The following is a 20,473-nucleotide window of genomic DNA, read 5'->3' as shown; positions in this document are numbered from 1 at the left end:
TATACCTAAGTATATCATAAAAAAAATGCGGCCCATAATGGGCCGCAAGAAATTAATTACTTTTTAATTATTCTTTTCCTTCAAACCAGTATGCGTAATAATCATCACCTGGTCTCATTGCATTTGGATACCAACCTTTGAGCCATTTCCTGTGAACCCTAACTCCAATTGGTTGATAAAGTGGTACACTAATTGCATACTTTACAACAAATTTTTGAACTTGTGCATATAACTCCGCCCTTTTTGCTGCATCTGTTTCAGCTGCTGCTTGTTCAATTAATTCATCCAAGCTCTTTCCACCAAGTTCTTCCATAGGTGTACTTACAAATTCTCTGAATTTTGCTCCTTGTCTTGAACTGTAGTCACCTTTTGAATCATAATATGTAAATATGAAGTTATCTGGGTCTGGGAAGTCTGCAAGCCATCCAAGAATGAATATTGGAAGCTCACCACGTTTTGTTGCATCTAAGAATGTTGGCCATTGCAAACCAACAACATCAACCTTAATCTTTGGTGATAACATTTCAAGATACATCTTTACCATTTCTGCTGTTCTTTGTCTTGCTTCGTTTCCTAAGTTATATGCAACTGAGAATTTGAATCCTTTTTTCCATGCTTCTCCGTTCCATGCTTGCATTAATTCTTGTCTTGCTTTAAAGAGATTGAAATCATACAATGGAAGTGAAGGATCAAATCCAAGAAGACCTTCTGGCAATGCTGTTGGTACTCTCTTACCAAATCCTTTTAATACCTCATTAATAAGTGCGTCGTAGTTAATTACGTGTGCAATAGCTTTTCTTGCGTGAACATCACTGAAGAAATCCAATGGAATTCCATTTCCATCAAGCTTTCCACTACCAACGTACTTGCTTCCTTCTTTAATTGTCCAGTTAAATCCAAGAACTGTAACTGACAATGTTGGTAATCCTTCTATTATTTCAATATCTGGATTTCCTCTTACTTGGTCAAGATATTGTGTTGGAATATATGCAATATCTGCATCACCTTTTTCAAGCATTGCTTTTCTGGTTGAATATTCATCAATACCCCATATAATTACTCTCTTAATCTTTGCAGGTTCTCTCCAATAATTTTCATTTGCTTCAAGTATTACTTTTTGTTGTGCTCTATCCCATTCTACAAATTTGTATGGACCTGTACCGTTCATTTGTGTGAATAATGGTGATTCTTCCTTTCCTTGATCATGCCATTTCCACCATGTGGTTGGTTGCCCATCCCAAAGTCCTATTTCAATACACCATTCTTTATCAAGTATTGCTCCCCAACTTCCACCTTGTGCAATTACGTTCAAGAATGGTGCATATGGTCTTGCAAGATGAAATACAACATTGTCTCCGTCTACTTCAATTGCTTTGTCAACTGCATCATACACTTGTTTAAATACTTCTTCTGCTCCAGGTACTGGATTTCCTTCTTCATCAAACAATTCATCCCATGATTTTCCTGTTAAGTCTTCAACAAACATTGTAACATCCCATGTTCCAAAAATTGAATACCAAAGCATCCATACTGGTCCCCCAGATGGATTGTAAAGAAGTGCTCTTTCAAAACTGTATTCAACATCTTCTGGAGTTAAATCATTTCCATTATGAAATTTAACTCCTTTTCTGATTGGAAATACGTATGTTTTTCCACCATCTCTTATGAGTCCATTTTCAACTGTTGGAACTTCTGTTGCAAGCCTTGGTTCAAATTCGTTCAAGCTGGAACCTTTATATTGTATAAGGTTCTCATATACTTGATAAATAACCTCACCACTAGCTGTATCGTATGCAAGATGTGGGTCAAGAGTATCTGGCTCACCAATAGTTGCGTCTACCAAAGTGTTTGGGTCGGCAGCAAATAATACTACCGCAAATACTACCATCAAAAATGCTAAAAGTTTTTTCACAAAAATCCCCCCTCTTCTGGAGTAATGTAATGGTTCGTAATTATTATACCACATATTTTACAAAAAAATCAACTCTTTTACATTTCATAAAAATATATATTAAATATTATAGCTATTTAATAAAAAATTTAGCACTTGGAATGTATATTCTTAACCTTGTCCACGGAGTAATAATCTCCTTATAATTATTGTAAAATTCTAATTTTTCATTTTTAATTATATTACAAATTAACCTTCCAATTGAATCAGAACAATTTTCAACTATTTCAATTTCTTTATTTTTGAACGTTACATTATTTGGAACTAATTCTCCAAAATTTTTATAAGTATACTTATAGCTTCCAAATTTAAACATTGCTTCATCAAACAAAGTTGTTTTTTTATCTATTAAAAATGACATTATCATATATAAACTACTTAAGTCAATTGGAATATCATATGCATAGCTAAAATCTAAAGTTATATGTTTGATATCATCATTTTTTGCAATATTTTCAAATTCTTCAAAAATTTCTGAAAATTTATCTCCCAAAAAATTAAACGAGAAAATTTTTATATCAGCAAAATCATTTGATTTTTTTTCTATCAAAACTGGTTCTTTTCTAATAAACTCTTCATACGGAATCGTTTCAACAATTGTTTTTTCGCTCTTTCCTAAATATTCGTATTCAACCTCAATTCTCTTTTTCCTTAAAAATTCTCCTAAAAATGGAAAAATATATCTTGAAAAAAATTGTTTATTCTCATTAAAAATATTTTTTTCTAAATAAAAATCTGATAAGTATTCGATCAAATTCCTGTTATTAATTTTACTAACCACTGCTCCTTCCTCAATACTACATGAAGAATTAATAACCACAAATTTTCCATCAACAAATCTAATTTCAAATGGTAGAACATAAGTAGATTTATTAGATTCAGGCAATAGCACATATACCCCAGGATATTTTGAAATTTCTTTAACTAGGATCTTATAAAACTCGTATTTATTCATCCACCTACTGATTTTGATATCTTTAAAATTAATTACCCTCTCATCATCAATATAATGTAATTTAAGTTTGGAATTAATAAGCTCAATTTCCTTGTTCAAAGTTTTGGGCAAAAATTTCTGATATTTAAAAACATAGGGAGAAATAACTATAAAAATCACAACACCCAAAACAAAAAATAGCGTAAAGTTAATAAATTTCTTAATCATTTTTTAATTCACCCCCATAAAAAATATACACCAAATTCTTGATTTTAAAAAATTTTTATGGTATTATTTTTTTGCATGGGTGCGTAGCTCAGTGGGAGAGCGCTTCCTTCACACGGAAGAGGCCGCAGGTTCAATCCCTGCCGCACCCACCAAAAAAATAAATGAAGGGCCTTAAAAGGCCCTATTTTTGTGGTAAAATATTTAAAGAGGTGTAAAACATGGAAAAATACTTAATTTATATTTTAGGCACATTACTTGCAACAATTGGATTAATCTTTTTAAGTTTTTACATAGCTATTTTCTTTTTTTCGCCTGTAATAGAAAATATTTTTTCTATCAATATGAATATTTCATCAGCATTGCTAATAATAGCGATATCTTTCACGCTCAATGGCTTTTTTATAGGCTTCTATTCAATTTCTAAAGATTCATGGGAATATGCTAATGTATGGATAATAATTTCCTTTTTACTATCATTTATATCATTTCTCTTTCAATTATACAAATTAGCATCTCTAGGCCCAACCTGGTTGGGTTTAGAATTTTTTGGAATTAACGGCAATAAAATTGAGACTATGTACATTGGTATGATGCTTTTCCTAATAAATCTTGCCATATTAGTTATTTGTGGAATACTTGTTTTCAGCAGATTTAGAGGTGAAGAATGAAAGTTTTAGGAGTTGTAGTTGAATATAATCCTTTCCATAATGGCCATCTCTATCATTTAAAATCTGCTAAAAAGCTAGTAAAACCTGATTTTACAATTGCGGTTATGAGTGGAAATTTTTGCCAAAGAGGAGAGCCGGCTATTGTTAACAAATTTGCAAGAGCTAAAATGGCTCTTTTAAATGGTATTGATGTAGTATTTGAAATTCCAACTGTCTATGCATTACAAGATGCAGGTGGCTTTGCATTTGGTTCAGTTGGCTTAATGCATAAACTTGGTCTTGTTACAGATATTGTATTTGGAAGCGAAAGTGCTGATATTTCATTTCTTGAAAAGATCTCCAAAATCTTATATGAAAATTCAAAAGAGTTTGATTACCTAATAAAAAGAGAACTAAAAAAAGGTTTGTCATATCCAAACGCAAGAAAATTTGCACTTCAAAAATTTTTGAAGACTGATTTAGATACTATTAAAAAGCTAGAAAACTCAAATGATATTCTAGGAATCGAATACATCAAAGCAATTTTTAAATATAACAGCAACATTAAGTATCATGTTATTAAACGTGTTGGTGCAAAATACAATGAGCAAAATTTATCTGGGAAATTTTCTTCAGCTACTGCAATTAGAAATGCTATAAAGTTTGAAAAAAACATTAAAGAATATGTTCCTGAAAGTACTTATTTAATTTTAAAAGATGAATTTGAAAAAGGGAGAGGTCCAGTCTTTTTGGAAAATTTAGAACAATTTATACTCTCTGAATTTAGATTAAAGGCAAGAGAAAATTTAGAAAATATATATGGTTTTAGTGAAGGTTTAGACAAAAGATTTATTGATAGTGCAAATATTTCAACCAATCTTAAAGAATTCATTGAAAATATAAAAGCAAAAAGATTTACATTCTCAAGAATAAGAAGGTTGATATTCCATGCGATCTTTAATTTTGAAAAAAACTATATGGAATTTTCAAATAAACTAGGACCTCAATATGCAAGAGTTCTCGGATTTTCAAAAAAAGGTCAAGAATTTTTATCATATGCAAAGAAAAAATCAACAATTCCAATTATCACAAATCCTTCACTCAAAAACAAAATACTAAAAGATGTTTTAAAAAACAGTGAAAGAAAATGGGATTTTAACATAAGCTTATACAACTGGCAATTTGAAAAAGATATACTTGCAAGTAATATCTATACTTTATTTTATCCTAACTCTTCTCAAAGAAAATCTGGTATGGATTTTAGAAAGCCAATAATAATTGAGGGATAATATGAATAAAATTTTAATAGTTCCATCTGAAAAAGATTGCAATATTGAAGGATATTTTTACATTCCTTCCTATGATGTTTTTCCATATGAAAATCTTGAAAATTCATGGTTTGTAAGATCAAAAAGGATATACTCTTTATATCTTGCCCTAAATAATAATCTAAAAGGGGTAGCTACTTTGTATTCGATAACAAGATTTATTATGCCTCCCTCAATTTTTAAAAAATATGTCATTGAATTAAAAGTTGGTGATATATTTGAATCACCTGAAGAATTATTTTCAAAGCTTGGTTATGAAAGAGTATATAATGTTACGGAAGGCGGTCAATTTTCAATACGTGGAGATATAATAGATTTTTATGGTCCTAACGAAGTACCAACTCGTATTGAATTATTTGATAATTTAATTGAAGATATTAGACATTTTGATCCTTCTACTCAAAAAAGTATTAGAAAAATTGAAAAAGCTCTTATACTTCCAGCAAGAGAATATATAGAACCAGTTATTCATGAAACAATGATTGGCGAAAAATACAATGGAACTTTTTTAGATTATAATGTCGAATTTCAAATCTTTAATAAACCTAAAGTAATAGAAAGTTTTTCAAAAAAAGAAAGAGAAATAAGACAACTAATTATGGATCCTAATCTTAGACAAAATTATATAAGATATTCAGGAATAGATTTTAAGGAAATAATAAAAATTGCAAAAGAAATTGATTTAAATTCAGACATACAAAAATCAAAAATCGATGAAAAAAAGGAAGAAGAAATTAATAGCCTTCCCGTATTATCTGAAGATGAATTTAATATTGGAGACATTGTAGTTCACAAAGAATATGGAATTGCTAAATTTGTAGGTACCACCAAGATTACTCAAAAAGATTTAGAAAGAGAATTCTTAATTTTACAATTTAACGACTCTAAGCTTTTCGTACCTACAGACAGATTAGATTTAGTACAAAAATATATAGGAACAAATGAAAATGTAACTCTGGATAATCTAAAGAAAAATAATTGGTCAAAAAGAGTTAAAAAGGCAAAATCACAAATTGAAAAAATTGTAAAAGAAATACTCAGAATAAATGCACTTAGAAAAAATACTAAGGGAATTTCTTTGCCAGGCGATAGTGAACTTGAAAAAGAATTTGCTAAGACATTCCCTCATATTGAAACTCAAGACCAATTAAAAGCTATACAAGAAGTCTCAGAAGACCTTTCTTCTGAGAAAAATATGGATAGATTACTCGCAGGAGATGCAGGATATGGCAAAACAGAAGTTGCAATGCGGGCTGCTTTTAAAGCTGCCATTTCCGGAAAACAGGTAGCTGTTTTAGTCCCAACCACAGTACTTGCCCGTCAACACTATGAAAACTTTAAAAAAAGGTTTGAACCATTTGGAATAAACGTTGAATTATATGACAGTTCTCTTACAAAAAAACAAAAGGATGAAGTAAAACAAAAAATTGAAACAGGAATTACTGATGTAGTTATTGGAACACACGGCTTATTAAAATCAATAAAATTTTCTGATCTTGGGCTTTTAATAATAGATGAAGAACAAAAATTTGGAGTTCAACAAAAAGAAGCCTTAAAAAAATTAAGGATAAACGTTAATATACTTTCAATGAGTGCAACTCCTATTCCTAGAACTTTACACATGGCGTTAAGTGGTATAAAAGACATGTCTGTTATTAAAACACCACCTTTTGGAAGAAAAAACATACAAGTTTATGTAAATACTTACGATGAAAAAATAATCAGACAAGCTATAATGAGAGAAATTAATAGAGGTGGTCAGGTTTTATATGTACATAATAGAGTTAATGATATAGAAAATGTAGCTAAAAAGTTAAAAGAAATAGTTCCAGAAGTATCTATAGATATAGCAAACGGTCAAATGCCAAAAAAGAGAATGGAAAAAGTAATCGAAGAATTTTACCATGGAAAATTAGATGTTCTTGTCGCAACATCAATTATCGAAAATGGCGTAGACATTCCTAATGCAAATACACTAATTGTAGATGATGCACATAGATATGGGCTTGCTCAGCTTTATCAATTAAGAGGTAGAGTTGGCCGCTCAGATAAAAGAGCTTTTGCATATTTTTTTCATCCTTCAAAAGTAAATAAAGTAGCCAAAGAACGATTAAAAGCAATTAAAGAAATTATGGGACCAGGTAGTGGTTTTCAAATAGCACTTAAAGATATGGAAATCAGAGGAATTGGAAATATTCTTGGACTTGAACAGCATGGATTTATAAACGATATTGGTTTTCACTATTACTTTGAAATACTAGAAGAAGTATTAAACAAAGAATATGGAAAAATCACTAATGAAATTAAAACAGAAATAATTGGTCTAAAAGGTTCAATTATAATACCAGAAGAATATATTGCAAATCCAATAGAAAGACTTAGAATATATCGTAGAATATCTTCATTTGAAAATGAACAAATGATTTTTGATTTAATTGATGAATTAAATGATCGCTTTGGAAAAGTTCCACAAAGTGTTATAAACTTACTAAAGTACGCAAGGATGCGTATAATTGCTTCTAAATTATCTATTAATAAGATAGAATTATATGAAGATAATATAGTAGTTTATACCAGCAAAAAAATTAATTTTAGTCTACCAAACATTTACAATGAAAAAGAGAAAGCATATATTATCTATTCAACAGAGGAAGAATTTATAAACGAAATTGAAAAATTATCAAAATCGTAAATTATAAGCTTTTATGGTAAAATTATTTTAAATCAAATAATGGAGGTGAATTCTATGCCAGAATTTTCCAATCCATTTTCATCTTTAAAAAATGATAGAAAACTTTCACATGAAGAGTTAGTTAGAGCTATTCGATACATGATTGCAGCAGAATACGAAGCAATTCAGTTATACACTCAACTTGCTGAATCAACAGATAACCAACTTGCAAAAGAAGTTTTATATGACATAGCAAATGAGGAAAAAGTGCATGCTGGCGAATTTTTAAGACTTCTGAAAGAATTATCTCCAGATGAAGAACAATTCTATTTGGAGGGTGCTAAAGAAGTTGAAGAAGAAATAAAGAAATTAAAAGAGAAAAAATAAAGGATATCCCAAGTCTAACCTTGGGATATCCTTTTTCTCATTGAATTTATACTATCAATAATTGCACTTGCTCTTTTCTCACCAATACCTTCAACTTCCTTTAAAGCAGAAAAATCTGCATTACTCAAAGAGAACACATTCCCAAACGCCTTTACCACATTGTGAGTAATTGTCATTGGAATTTTTGCAACATTTCTTAACAACCTATAACCTCTAGATTGAACATGATAATCATTTAATTGGTTTATGTTAGCTATATCTTCATATCCCAAAAGTCTGGCAGTTGAAATAGGTTTTCTTTCTTTATACCCCTTTAAAACTTCTAGAATTTGCATTGCTTCGTCTTCTTCATCAATATCTTCTTTAGAATAATCAAGGATCAAATTTTTTAATATATCTTCCATTTCGACAATTATTTCTAACAATTGCATTGATGCAAGTCTTCCTTCAACACCAAGTTCAATAACATACGGCTCAACTTCTTCTTTTATCTTCAAAATTTCAATCCCTTTATTGATAATTTCTACAACATCAATTAGATTAACTCTATTTTCAATCTCTAAAACATCCAAATTTAAAATCATCTTATCAAAATTCTGTCTATACTTTTCTAATGTATTTAAAGCTTGATTAACCCGTGTAATTAAAAAATTAATATCGTTAATAATATATTTATAACTTCCGTAGTAAAGACTAATAACATTTCTTCTTTTTGAAACTGCTATTGTAAGCTCACCCAGCTGTTTGGCGACTCTTTCGGCTGTTCTATGCCTTGTTCCTGTTTCACTAGTTGGTATACTTGGGTCTGGTACAAGATGTACATTTGCTCCTAATATCTTAGTTACATTATCATCGATTATTATCGCTCCATCCATTTTTGCAAGTTCATATAACTTTTCTGGTAAAAAGGGTATTTCTAATTTAAATCCAGCCTGAAAAATATCAGAATATTTTTCATATTTTTCTTCTGAAATAAAAACAATTAAGGCTCCAAAATTTGCTAATACTATGTCATCAAGCGCCTTTCTTAATTTTGTTCCTGGAGCAAGAAGTTTTATTTTTGAAATTAACTCCTGTGGAATACTCAATTTATTAACCCCCATTTAACAATTTCTTATCTAAAAAATATTATATCATATCAATAAACGAAAAAAAGGCCCCAATTTATTAAATTGGAGCCTTAAAAATTTACTTATTAATCTTCACATTATTTTTTTACCATATTCAAAAAATATTCGTGAATTCTTGTATCTTCAGTCAATTCTGGATGAAATGATGCTACAAGAACATTATTCTGTCTTAATAGCACTGGACTATCCATATAAGTTGCTAAAACTTCAACATTCTCACCGTAATCTACTACCTTAGGCGCACGTATAAAAATTGCATTAAATGGTTTTTCAAATCCTTTTACCTCAATTTGTTCTTCAAAACTATCAACTTGTCTACCATATGCGTTTCTTTCCACCTTAATATCAATTACCCCTAGAGAGTCTTGAGGAAAGTTTACAACTTCTTTTGAAAGTAAAATCATTCCAGCACATGTTCCAAATACCGGAAATCCTTCTTTAATTTTTTGTTTAAGCTTTTCATATAAGTTAACCATTTTCATTATTCTAATCATTGTAGTTGATTCTCCGCCAGGAATAACTAAACCATCAACTTCATCTAACTCTTCAGGTTTTCTTACTACCTTAACATCTACCCCAAGTTTTTCAAGCATAACTTTATGTTCCCTAAAATCTCCTTGGATCCCAGAAACACCTATTTTCAACTTTTACCAACCCCTCTCTTGGAGCTTTACATCAAGTTCTTCTATCTCTAAACCTTCCATTGGTTGCCCAATATCTTCAGAAATTTTTAACAACATTTCTGGATCATTCCAGTAAGTAACAGCCATAACAATTGCTTTTGCCATTTTTGCTGGATCTTTCGATTTGAATATTCCACTTCCAACAAAAACTCCATCGGCACCAAGCATCATCATTAATGCTGCATCTGCTGGAGTTGCAACACCACCTGCGGCAAAATTAACAACAGGAAGTCTTCCTAATTCTTTAACTTTTGCTACCAGATTTACAGGAGCACCAATATTTTTTGCAAAAGTGACCAATTCTTCATCAGGCATATTTTGAACCATTCTTATCTCATCCATTACAGTTCTCATATGCTTCACAGCTTCAACAACGTTTCCTGTACCTGCTTCTCCCTTCGTTCTTATCATTGCAGCACCTTCAGCAATTCTTCTTAATGCTTCTCCCAAGTTCCTTGCTCCACAAACAAATGGAACTTTAAAATCCCATTTGTTTATATGATACTTATCATCTGCAGGAGTTAAAACTTCAGATTCATCAATAAAGTCTACTCCTAAAGCTTCTAATATTCTTGCTTCTGCAATATGACCAATTCTAACTTTAGCCATTACAGGGATAGAAACTGCTTCCATAATCTCTTTAATTTTACTAATGCTAGCCATTCTTGCAACGCCACCAGCTTTTCTAATGTCTGCCGGAACCCTTTCAAGTGCCATAACTGCAACTGCACCAGCTTCTTCTGCTATTTTTGCTTGCTCTGCAGTTGTAACATCCATTATTACTCCACCCTTAAACATTTCAGCAAAACCTTCTTTTACCATCCATGTTCCCTTTTGTGTCATTTAAAACACCTCCGTATAATTAAATTATTATTGTCTCAGTATATTCACCAAATACTTCTCTTAAAGCATTACTTATTTCACCAACAGTAGCATAAGCTTTAACTGCTTCTAAAATATACGGCATTAAATTTTCATCACTCGATGCGGCCTTTTTTACATTATTTAAAACCTTTTTAACCTTTTCATTGTCTCTTTTTTCTTTTAGTTTCTTTAATTTTTGTTTTTGCTTTTCTTCTAATTCTGGATCAACCTTTAACACTTCTTTTTGAGAAAGATCTTCTTCAATTTGGAATTTATTTACACCTACAATTATATCCTCTCCATTTTCAATTGCTAGTTGTGATTTATATGCACTCTCATGTATTTCTTTTTGTATATAACCCATTTCAATTGCTTTTACCATTCCACCCATCTGATCAATCTTCTCAATATATTCCATTGCCCTTTTCTCTATCTCACTAGTCATTGCTTCAATTGCATAAGAGCCTGCAAGTGGATCAATTGTGTCTGCTACACCAGATTCGTATGCAATTATTTGTTGAGTTCTAAGTGCTATTCTAACTGATTCCTCAGTTGGAAGTCCTAAAGCTTCATCATAACTATTTGTATGTAGAGATTGAGTACCACCTAAAACTGCAGCTAAGGCCTGAATTGTAACCCTTACAATATTATTCATTGGTTGTTGAGCTGTTAACGTCGAACCACCTGTTTGAGTATGGAATCTCAAAAGCATTGCTTTAGGATTTGTAACGTTAAATCTTTCCTTCATTATTTTTGCCCAAAGTCTTCTTGCTGCTCTAAACTTTGCAATTTCTTCTAAGAAGTTATTGTGTGCAGCAAAGAAGAAAGATAACCTTTGACCAAAAACATTTGGATCTAATCCTGCCTTTATTGCAGCTTCTACATAAGCTATAGCATCAGCTAAAGTAAATGCAACTTCCTGAACTGCAGTTGCACCTGCTTCTCTTATATGATACCCACTAATGCTTATTGGATTCCATTTAGGCATGTTTTTAGAACAGAAATCAAAAATATCAGTAATAATTCTCATTGAAGGTTGTGGTGGGAATATATAAGTCCCTCTTGCAATATATTCTTTTAATATGTCATTTTGTATAGTACCTGAAAGTTTTTCCATTGGCACACCTTGTTTTTCAGCTACTGCAATATACATAGCAAGTAAAATTGCTGCAGTACTATTAATTGTCATTGAAGTACTAACTTTATCCAATGGAATTCCATCAAAAAGAACCTCCATGTCTTCAAGAGAATCTATTGCAACGCCAACTTTTCCAACTTCACCTTCTGCCATTGGATCATCAGAATCGTATCCAATTTGCGTTGGAAGATCAAATGCAACCGAAAGTCCCATTTGCCCTTGTTCTAAAAGATATTTATATCTCTTGTTTGATTCTTCAGCGGTTCCAAAACCTGCATATTGCCTCATTGTCCAAAATCTTGCACGATACATTGTTGGCTGAACACCACGCGTATATGGAAACATTCCTGGAAAACCTAAATCTTTTTCATAATCAAGATCTGGAATATCTAATGGGGTATACAACCTTTTAATTTCATATCCTGATGTAGAAGTAAATTTTTCCTTTCTTTCCGGAAACCTTTGTACAGCTTTCTCAACATTTTGTTGATACTTTTCCATTCCCTGTTTTATCTTTTCCAATTTTTCTTTTTCAAACATCATTTAACCCCCTCATTGCTTACTATTTCCAACATTATTATCTTACATCTTTCTCAATCTGTCTATAACTATTCAAATACTTATTCCTAAGCATAATCGCGTCCTCTTCACTAAGCGTTGAAAATTTGCCAATATTCAAAGCATATAAATATATTTCAGCTGTTTTTTCACAAACTAAACTTGCAGTTAAAGCTTCTTTAATATCTACACCTACGGTAATAAGTCCATGATTCTTAAGCAAAACAGCATTATTATTTCCAAGTGCTTTTACAACATTTATGGCTAAATCTTGGGTACCAGCAAGTGCATATTCGGCTACCAATATTTTTGAACCTAATATCATAACAGAGTCCTCTATTAATGGAGGGATATAATCTGCAACCAATGAAACTGTTGTTGAAAAAATGGGGTGAGTATGAACAATTGCATTAACATCTTCGCGAGTTCTATAAATTTCTAGATGAGTTGGAAGCTCTGATGAAGGCTTTAAGCCTCCAAGATGATTCCCTCTTAAATCTACAACGCTTATCATATCTTCAGTTAAGATATCATAAGGAATACCAGAAGGGGTTATATATATTTTATCTTCATATCTTATAGATATATTACCCCATGTTCCTTTTACTAAACCATTTTCAACAATAAATTTTGAAGCTTCTAATATTTTCTTTTTCATCCTCTTCCTTTAAACCTCCCACCAGTATTATTTAGGCCTTCAATACCACCATAGCCTTTTAAAGCCTTCTCACCTAATTTTATATTCTTTGCTTGAACTCCTAGTTGTTCCATCATTTCTAAAATCTTATTCTTTCTTTGTTTATCTTTTTCTAATATCAATTTTGCAAGTTCTTCACTTATACCTTTTTTTAAAAGATTTTCTCTCTTCTCGAGAAGTTCATTTAGTAACTGAAAATTCTCTTCCTCTATAGCTTTATCAATCATTTCCTCAATCTTTATAATTTCTTCATCTGCCAATTTATTACCTCCCAATTTTTTTCAAGTTTAGAGTAATATTCATTCATACTCATATCAAAAATAGGATCCACAAAATCTTTTGCAATTTCATACATGGGAGCTATGAAAAAATCTCTATTTTTGAAATCATAATGAGGAATCTTAAGATTTTCATTTTCTACAACCAAGTTTCCATAAAATAATATATCAATGTCTATATTTCGCGGTCCCCACTTTATTTCTCGTTTTCTCTTCATTATCCTTTCTATTTCCATAATTGTATTTAATAATTCAAATGGAGATAAATCAGTGTCAACCTCTACTGCTATATTAAAAAAATCATCCTGCTCAAGATAGCCGTAAGGTTTTGTTATATATATACTTGAAACTCTTAAAATGTTTATTCCAAAGTTTTCGATATATTCTAAGGCTTTCTTTAAATTTTCTTCTCTATTTCCTATATTACTACCAAGGCCTAAAAATATCTTTCCTTTAATTTTTTCAAGAACTACCATAGAATTTGCAAACTTATCATGAGAAAGTGCAATATGACAAAAATTAAATCCTTTAAAATCTTTATGCATAACAAAATAGGGCTTCCCGTTTTTGTTATTTAAAAAAGAAATATCTTTAAATGAATTGTTAGATATTCCAGTACCAATTGCTTTAAAAAATGATTCCTTTAGAGAAAAACGCCCAGCAAGATATTGGGCGTTTAATTTTTTGTTCTCTTTTTCTATATCTGTTAAAATTCTATCAACAAGTTTTAGATCAAACCTATTTATCTCTACAATATCATTTCCCAAACCTACAATCAAACAGGATAACCTCCCCCAAGTTCATCAACAAGCTGAAGATCAACTTTAATTTTTTCTTGATACTTATTATATAAATATTTTCTTCCTACTTCTCCAAGTAAAATATAAATTAATAACTCCTCATCAGTTTCTGCTAAAACCCCAATTTCTTTCCTTGCTCTTTCAACCTCAGGTTCAATTAAATCGGCTGGTCTACAATCTATTGGTTTCTCATCACCAAGAATTTTCTTCTTGAGTTCTTCGTCAATTGGTGCAGGTGGTTTTCCATACATTCCTTTAACATAGTTTTTTACTTCATTAGTCACTTTCTTGTACCTTTCACCTGTTAGAACATTTAAAACTGCTTGAACACCTACAATTTGACTTGTAGGAGTTACAAGTGGTGGATAACCTAAATCTTTTCTTACTCTTGGAATTTCATTTAAAACTGCTTCAAGTTTATTTAGCATTTTTTGTTCTGATAGCTGTTTGACAAGATTTGAATACATACCACCAGGAACTTGCGAAACTAAAATTCTATAATCTATGCTTTTCATCATAACATCATAATCTTTATGCTTTTCTCTAACTGCTTTAAAATGCTCAACTAAAACTGATATTTTCTTCCAATCTATATCAGGTAAATTTCTATATTCCCTTACAGCATAATACATTGCTTCAAACGGTGGTTGAGATGTCCCAAGAGCAAATGGAGATAGTGCCGTATCTAAATAATCTGCCCCCGCTTCAACTGCAGCTAGATAATTCAAATCACCGAGCCCTGCTGTACAATGAGTATGTACTTCAACTGGTACATTAAATCTCTTTTTTAACTCACTAACTAGTTTGAACGAAGATCTTGGAGTTAAAAGTCCCGCCATATCTTTAATACAAAGTGAATTAACGCCTTTTTCAACTAACTGTTGAGCATAATTAAGATAATACTCAAGTGTGTGAACAGGACTAATTGTATAAGAAATCGCACCTTGAACATGAGCACCATTGGCTAAAGCAATTTCAATACTTTTTTCCAAATTTCTAATATCATTCAGTGCATCGAAAACCCTAATTTTGTCTACTCCGTTCTCAATTGCTTTTTTGACAAACAATTCAACTACATCATCAGCATAATGTCTGTAACCTACAAGATTTTGACCTCTTAACAGCATTTGAGTCTTAGTTTTTTTCAAATGTGATTTGATAGTTTTTATTCTTTCCCATGGATCTTCATTTAAGAATCTTACACACACATCAAAAGTAGCTCCGCCCCAGACTTCCATCGCCTCAAATCCTAAATCATCCATGTCATTCAAGGCTGGGAGCATATCATTAATACTCATTCTTGTCGCAATAAGTGATTGGTGACCATCTCGTAATGTCGTATCTACAAACATCTTTATTTCTCTCCTTTGTCTTCCTCAAAAGTTAGTTTTCTTGCCACTTTCTTTAATACTGAAAATTCAAGTTCATCTCCCTCTTTTATATCATCAAAATTTTCAAGTTTTATTCCACATTCTTGAGGTGCATCAACTCTTTTAACATCCTGTTGATAATGCTTTAAAGATTCTATCTTTCCTTCATAAACTAGTTTACCACTTCTGTAAACTTTAACAAGCCCATCTTTCTCCACATAACCTTCAATCATTTGAACACCCGCTATGGAGCCAACTTTTTTTATCTTAAATACCTTTTTAATTTCTCCACGACCAGTTATTTCTTCAATTTCTTCTGGCTCTAACATACCTTCTAGTGCTGCTTGTAATTCCTCTATTAGTTTATATACAATCGTGTATGTTTTAATTTGAATACCTTCAGCTTCAGCCATTTTTCTTGCTTGACTGTCTGCCTTAACCCTAAAACCAAAAATAATTGCATCTGATGCAGTAGCTAACATAACATCACTTACAGTAATTGAACCAACACCAGAGTGAATTATATTTATACTAATTTCTTCACTCCGCAATTTATTTATAGCACCAGATAATGCCATTAGTGAACCTTGAGTATCTGCCTTTAAAACCAATCTCAATTCTTTTCTCTCAGATTGTTCCATCATCTTCAAAATTTCTTCCAATTTCATATGTCTTTTTCTTCTAAGTTCTTTCTGTTCAATTTCCCTTATCTTTTCAGAAATTTCCCTTGCTTTATCAAGTGAATCAACACTATATACTATTCCATGAGAATCTGGTAGTTCTTCAAAACCAACTATCATAACTGGAGTAGATGGTCCTGCTTCTTTTACTCTCTTTCCCTGATCGTTAACAAGAGCTTTTACCTTTCCCATTACTTTTCCTGAGATTATATAATCACCAATCTTTAAAATACCATCTTTAACTATCACGTTTGCAACTGGTCCAAAACCTTTGTCAAGTTTTGATTCAATAGTTACAGCTCTAACAGGTCCATCAGGAATTCCCTTAATTTCTTGCATTTCAGCAACTAAAAGGATCATTTCAAGTAATGTATCAACATTTTGACCTTTCTTTGCAGATATTGGAACAACTATTGTATCTCCACCCCATTCCTCGGGAATGAGGTTTAATTTGTTAACAAGTTCTTGCTTAGTTTTTTCAACATTTGCATTTGGCTTATCAATTTTATTAATTGCAACTATAATTGGAACATTTGCAGATTTTGCATGGTTATATGCTTCAATAGTCTGAGGCATTACACCATCATCAGCAGCAACAACTAAAACAACTATATCAGTAGCCTGAGCACCACGTGCTCTCATTTCTGTAAAAATTTCGTGTCCTGGTGTATCAATAAACGTAATTTTCTTGCCGTTAACTTCAACTTGATAAGCACCAATGCTCTGTGTAATTCCGCCTTCTTCTCTTTCGGCTACTCTTGTATTTCTTATATAATCAAGTAATGTTGTTTTACCATGGTCAACGTGACCCATTACTGTAACTACTGGTGGTCTTTCTTTCAAATTTTCGGGATTTTTGTATTTTTCTTCAAAGTATTTTTCTATCTCAATTAAAGGATTTTCTATAACTTCTTCTTTTTCCTCAGTTTCAAATGAAATCCTTACATCGTACATTTTGGCAATTTTTTTCGCAAGTTGCAGATTGAGCGACTGACCTGGTTTCAGGATTTCACCTTTCATAAAAAAGTCCTGTATAATCCTGTTTTGTGGAATTCCAATTTTTTCAGCAAATTTGTCCAATTTTAGATCTTCTTCAGTTATTTTTACTGAATTTTTCTTTTTGTTTGTTTGTAACTTTTCTAAAGAACCTTCTTTGTTTTTAAAGTGTTTCCCATTAACTTCTTCATCAATTTCCTCATATTCTTCATACTCTTCAATAAGTTCCTCTTCTTCCTCTTGGGTTCCATACATCTCAAGAAGAAGATTAACTGTTTCTTCATCGATATAACTCATGTGACTTTTTATCTCTATTCCTAGCTCATGCAGCTCCTTCATCAATTCTCTTGTATCCATTTCTAGTTGTCTAGCAAGCTCATATACTCTTAATCGAGCCAATAGAATCACCTCCAAAACCTTTCTCTACTTCTGCTTCGTCTTTTTCATAAATTCATGCTCCTTTTCAATTTCAACTATCAAATCTGATAGTTTCCATTCTAAATTAGTTGGAGTCGTCGTTGCAAAAATCAGCTCCTTTTCTGGAAAATTATCTTTCAATAACTTTATTAATTTAAATAATTCATCTCTCTGTTCAAAACCATGTATAATTAAAAAAGCCTTTTCCTTCATACATTTCCTTCCTTTCTATAACTTTAAATCTTTCAAAGAATTTTGTGCTTTAACGATTGAACGTATGACTTCACTAATCGTATTAAATTCCTTAGAAGTTTCACCTAAAATTTCCACTGCATTTGACAACAATTTATATTCATTTTCCAAACTTTCACTCGTATCTTCATACAATTTTTTGGAGCTTACTAACACCTGAATATTCTTTTTCATATAATTTAATGCTTCGCTTAATGAATTTTGCACTGCACTAAATAATCCCTCTATTTGTTTTAACGAATTAATAGATTCATTTACAGAATTTGAAATCTCAGAAATTATCTTTGAAATATTAGCGGATGTTTCTTGTGATTCTTCAGCCAACTTTTGAATTTCAGATGCTACAACAGAAAATCCTTTTCCATATTCTCCTGCTCTTGCAGCTTCAATAGATGCATTTAATGCCAATAAATTTGTTTGTTTTGCAATCCTCTGTATAGCTTTTACAAGCTCTTCTACTTTTGAAAATTTTTCAAAAGTTTCTGATGTTTTACCTATTGTATCTTTAAATTTTAATGAAACATTATCAACATCTGTTCCAAGACTTTTTAAATCATCATTAATTTTCTGATTAACTTCTGTAGCATATTCTACGTTTTCAACTATACTTTTACTTTCTTTTGAAAAACTCTCAAGAAGCTTAAAAATATTATCATTTAATTCTTCAAATCTACTGGTAATCTTTTCTATATCATCTTTTATATCATTTATCCTTGAAACTAATACTTCATCCAACTGTGCCATAAAAGATAACATCAAATTCTGTACATAAAAAGCCGATGATAAAGTATTTAAAGTTTTTTCATCTATTTTCATATCTATCATCTCCCGTAAAATTGTTCAATTATATCGCTACCACATTTCAATGTCTTAAACCATTTCAAAAATTCTTTGACAACATTTCCCTTTAAAACGGCACCATGCTGTGGAGCAATCATATAAATTTCATATTCTGATACTCTATCAACCCAAATCTTACAAGCAGCATTTGAAGTCATATATCTTTTATGAAAACCTTCCATTGCACTTACTAGATTTTTAAAGTCGCCTTCATATATTTGCACCCTTTGACTAAATGGTAGTAAAGAAACACCTATATCACCGCTAAATAATATTTTAGAGATTGGATCATAGACATTAAAGTGACCTGGGGCATGCAAAAAATGTGCCGGAACAAAATCAAGTGTATATCCAGAAAATCTAACACCCTTTTCTCCTCTATCCTTTAGTCCAACTATTCTGTTTTTATCAAAAACGCCAAAATGTGGTAAAAATCTTATCCAAAGTTCTGAAATATAAATTTTTGCTCTGCTTGCTATTGTAAGCCACATCGTTATTCCAGAAGAAACATCAGGGTCTTGGTGCGAATAAAATATTCCTTCTATATTTTCAGGAGCAATAATTTCAGATACATTTGCGAGCACCCTTGGAAAAACATGAGCTCCACCTGGATCTAATAAAAAACCTTTATTTTCATGGATAATTAAATATTGATTAGTTGGAACCATATTTGGATCCTCTGTCTCTTCCCAACCAAGAAGGTAATATTTATGCTTGCCATCATCATATAAACAAATATTATTCATACTTTTTACCCCCTTTACTATTTATTATACCAGAAAAATAAACATTTTTCAGTTTTTTAGAACTATAAAAAATATTAACAATACAAACTTTCATATTTATAAAGATTTAAGGTTATTAACTTTATTTTTACTTGAAATCTATTACACAATGTTATAGAATAAGATGCTAAATGAATTGTTAATATATAGATAAGGAGGTTGATCATGGAAAAATCACAGGAAAGGTTAATACTTTTAACAGGATTGTTTACTGCCGTCATTATCATCTCAAACATAATAGCAGGAAAACTAGTTAATATTGGCCCATTTGTTATCACTTTATCAGTTTTAATTTATCCACTTAGCTTTGGAATATCTAATATAATATTTGAAGTTTATGGAGCTAATATGGCAAAAAAGGTTATCAAAGTTGGATTTTTAGCCTCACTTATTTTAGTAATATATTCATATTTAGTAATATTTTATCCACCATCAAATATTTTTGACAAAAATAATGCTTATATAACAGTTTTCAATTCAACTCCAAGAATAATATTAGCAAGCTTTTTAGCTTATCTTTCAGCACAATATACTAATATTTGGGCTTTTAACTTACCTAAAAAACTATTCAACTATGAAAATATTACTTTTAGAAATGCTTTTTCAATGATAATCACTCAATTTGTAGATTCTATAGTTTTCGTTGTAGTATCCTTTTTTGGCTCATATGATCTTAACGTATTGTTTAATATGATATTATCACAGTATATAGTAAAGCTGGCTCTATCAATTTTTAACAGTCCAATAATCAATATGAGCGTTAAAAAAATTAAAAATGAATTTGCTTTCGAAGAATAATACACGATTAATTGGCTTTTTATAAAATAATTAAAGATTAC

At 31.0% G+C, this 20,473-nt stretch carries 18 protein-coding genes, 1 tRNA gene and 1 pseudogene; 6 read left to right on the top strand and 14 right to left on the bottom strand.

From position 1 onward, the window contains the following. Positions 1–67: 67 nt before the first annotated feature. Both OB7_RS02140 and OB7_RS02135 read right to left on the bottom strand, forming a co-directional pair. Positions 68–1,912, bottom strand: a complete 1,845-nt coding sequence (locus tag OB7_RS02140; RefSeq protein WP_004103587.1) for an ABC transporter substrate-binding protein — start codon at positions 1,910–1,912, stop codon at positions 68–70. Between the two features lie 112 nt (positions 1,913–2,024). Continuing rightward, complete coding sequence (locus tag OB7_RS02135; RefSeq protein ID WP_012579374.1) at positions 2,025–3,113, bottom strand: hypothetical protein; 1,089 nt, start codon at positions 3,111–3,113, stop codon at positions 2,025–2,027. Between the two features lie 77 nt (positions 3,114–3,190). Between OB7_RS02135 and OB7_RS02130 the strand changes: the two genes are divergently transcribed. From OB7_RS02130 to OB7_RS02110, 5 genes are all read left to right on the top strand, one after another. Next, positions 3,191–3,265 (top strand) — tRNA-Val (locus OB7_RS02130). 66 nt (positions 3,266–3,331) lie between these two features. Next, positions 3,332–3,781, top strand: a complete 450-nt coding sequence (locus OB7_RS02125; RefSeq protein WP_004103592.1) for a hypothetical protein — start codon at positions 3,332–3,334, stop codon at positions 3,779–3,781. Further along, positions 3,778–5,049, top strand: coding sequence for a nucleotidyltransferase (locus OB7_RS02120; RefSeq protein WP_114702402.1), 1,272 nt, complete (start codon positions 3,778–3,780; stop codon positions 5,047–5,049). Before OB7_RS02125 ends, OB7_RS02120 begins: the two co-directional genes overlap by 4 nt. 1 nt (position 5,050) lies before the next feature. Further along, positions 5,051–7,780, top strand: a complete 2,730-nt coding sequence (gene mfd, locus OB7_RS02115) for a transcription-repair coupling factor (protein WP_114702401.1) — start codon at positions 5,051–5,053, stop codon at positions 7,778–7,780. 54 nt (positions 7,781–7,834) lie between these two features. Further along, a complete protein-coding gene (locus OB7_RS02110; protein ID WP_114702400.1) occupies positions 7,835–8,146 on the top strand; it encodes a ferritin family protein in 312 nt (103 codons plus the stop codon). Positions 8,147–8,160: 14 nt separating this feature from the next. Here the strand turns inward: OB7_RS02110 and disA are convergent, their stop codons facing one another. The 12 genes and pseudogenes from disA to OB7_RS02050 all read right to left on the bottom strand — a co-directional run bounded on the left by disA (position 8,161) and on the right by OB7_RS02050 (position 19,595). Next, the gene (disA, locus tag OB7_RS02105) at positions 8,161–9,249 is read right to left on the bottom strand and encodes a DNA integrity scanning diadenylate cyclase DisA (protein ID WP_211305590.1); all 1,089 of its coding nucleotides are present in this window, start codon (positions 9,247–9,249) and stop codon (positions 8,161–8,163) included. A 104-nt stretch (positions 9,250–9,353) separates the two neighbouring features. Beyond that, positions 9,354–9,920: a pyridoxal 5'-phosphate synthase glutaminase subunit PdxT gene (gene pdxT / locus OB7_RS02100; protein WP_114702398.1), complete on the bottom strand. Its 567-nt coding sequence runs from the start codon at positions 9,918–9,920 to the stop codon at positions 9,354–9,356. A 3-nt stretch (positions 9,921–9,923) separates the two neighbouring features. Beyond that, positions 9,924–10,802 (bottom strand): pyridoxal 5'-phosphate synthase lyase subunit PdxS, encoded by an 879-nt coding sequence (gene pdxS, locus OB7_RS02095; protein ID WP_004103611.1) that lies wholly within the window; start codon positions 10,800–10,802, stop codon positions 9,924–9,926. A 19-nt stretch (positions 10,803–10,821) separates the two neighbouring features. Continuing rightward, positions 10,822–12,501, bottom strand: a complete 1,680-nt coding sequence (locus OB7_RS02090; RefSeq protein WP_114702397.1) for an acyl-CoA mutase large subunit family protein — start codon at positions 12,499–12,501, stop codon at positions 10,822–10,824. A 37-nt stretch (positions 12,502–12,538) separates the two neighbouring features. After that, positions 12,539–13,177, bottom strand: a complete 639-nt coding sequence (locus OB7_RS02085) for a class II aldolase/adducin family protein (RefSeq protein WP_114702396.1) — start codon at positions 13,175–13,177, stop codon at positions 12,539–12,541. Continuing rightward, a complete protein-coding gene (locus OB7_RS02080; protein ID WP_004103616.1) occupies positions 13,174–13,476 on the bottom strand; it encodes a flagellar protein FliT in 303 nt (100 codons plus the stop codon). Before OB7_RS02080 ends, OB7_RS02085 begins: the two co-directional genes overlap by 4 nt. Then, on the bottom strand, positions 13,455–14,273 hold the full coding sequence (folK, locus tag OB7_RS02075; protein ID WP_004103618.1) for a 2-amino-4-hydroxy-6-hydroxymethyldihydropteridine diphosphokinase: 819 nt from the start codon (positions 14,271–14,273) through the stop codon (positions 13,455–13,457). The genes OB7_RS02080 and folK overlap by 22 nt, the downstream gene beginning before the upstream one ends. Then, positions 14,270–15,646 (bottom strand): pyruvate carboxylase subunit B, encoded by a 1,377-nt coding sequence (locus OB7_RS02070; RefSeq protein ID WP_114702395.1) that lies wholly within the window; start codon positions 15,644–15,646, stop codon positions 14,270–14,272. Before OB7_RS02070 ends, folK begins: the two co-directional genes overlap by 4 nt. A 2-nt stretch (positions 15,647–15,648) precedes the next feature. Beyond that, a complete protein-coding gene (gene infB, locus OB7_RS02065; protein ID WP_114702394.1) occupies positions 15,649–17,739 on the bottom strand; it encodes a translation initiation factor IF-2 in 2,091 nt (696 codons plus the stop codon). Positions 17,740–17,763: 24 nt separating this feature from the next. Beyond that, positions 17,764–17,970 (bottom strand): DUF3783 domain-containing protein, encoded by a 207-nt coding sequence (locus OB7_RS02060; RefSeq protein WP_114702393.1) that lies wholly within the window; start codon positions 17,968–17,970, stop codon positions 17,764–17,766. Between the two features lie 15 nt (positions 17,971–17,985). Beyond that, positions 17,986–18,465: pseudogene (locus OB7_RS10200) on the bottom strand (methyl-accepting chemotaxis protein); the annotation flags it as partial. Between the two features lie 365 nt (positions 18,466–18,830). Next, positions 18,831–19,595 (bottom strand): oxygen-binding di-iron domain-containing protein, encoded by a 765-nt coding sequence (locus tag OB7_RS02050; protein WP_114702391.1) that lies wholly within the window; start codon positions 19,593–19,595, stop codon positions 18,831–18,833. Between the two features lie 204 nt (positions 19,596–19,799). On the opposite strand from OB7_RS02050, the gene OB7_RS02045 reads away from it, so the two are divergent. After that, entirely contained in the window at positions 19,800–20,432 is a 633-nt protein-coding gene (locus OB7_RS02045; RefSeq protein ID WP_004103639.1) for a queuosine precursor transporter, read from the top strand. Positions 20,433–20,473: the final 41 nt, after the last annotated feature.

The organism is Thermosipho africanus Ob7 (assembly GCF_003351105.1).
Classification (GTDB): domain Bacteria; phylum Thermotogota; class Thermotogae; order Thermotogales; family Fervidobacteriaceae; genus Thermosipho; species Thermosipho africanus.
The sequence above is the reverse complement of the archived record's forward strand: the minus strand, read 5'-3'. Positions and strand labels throughout refer to the sequence as shown.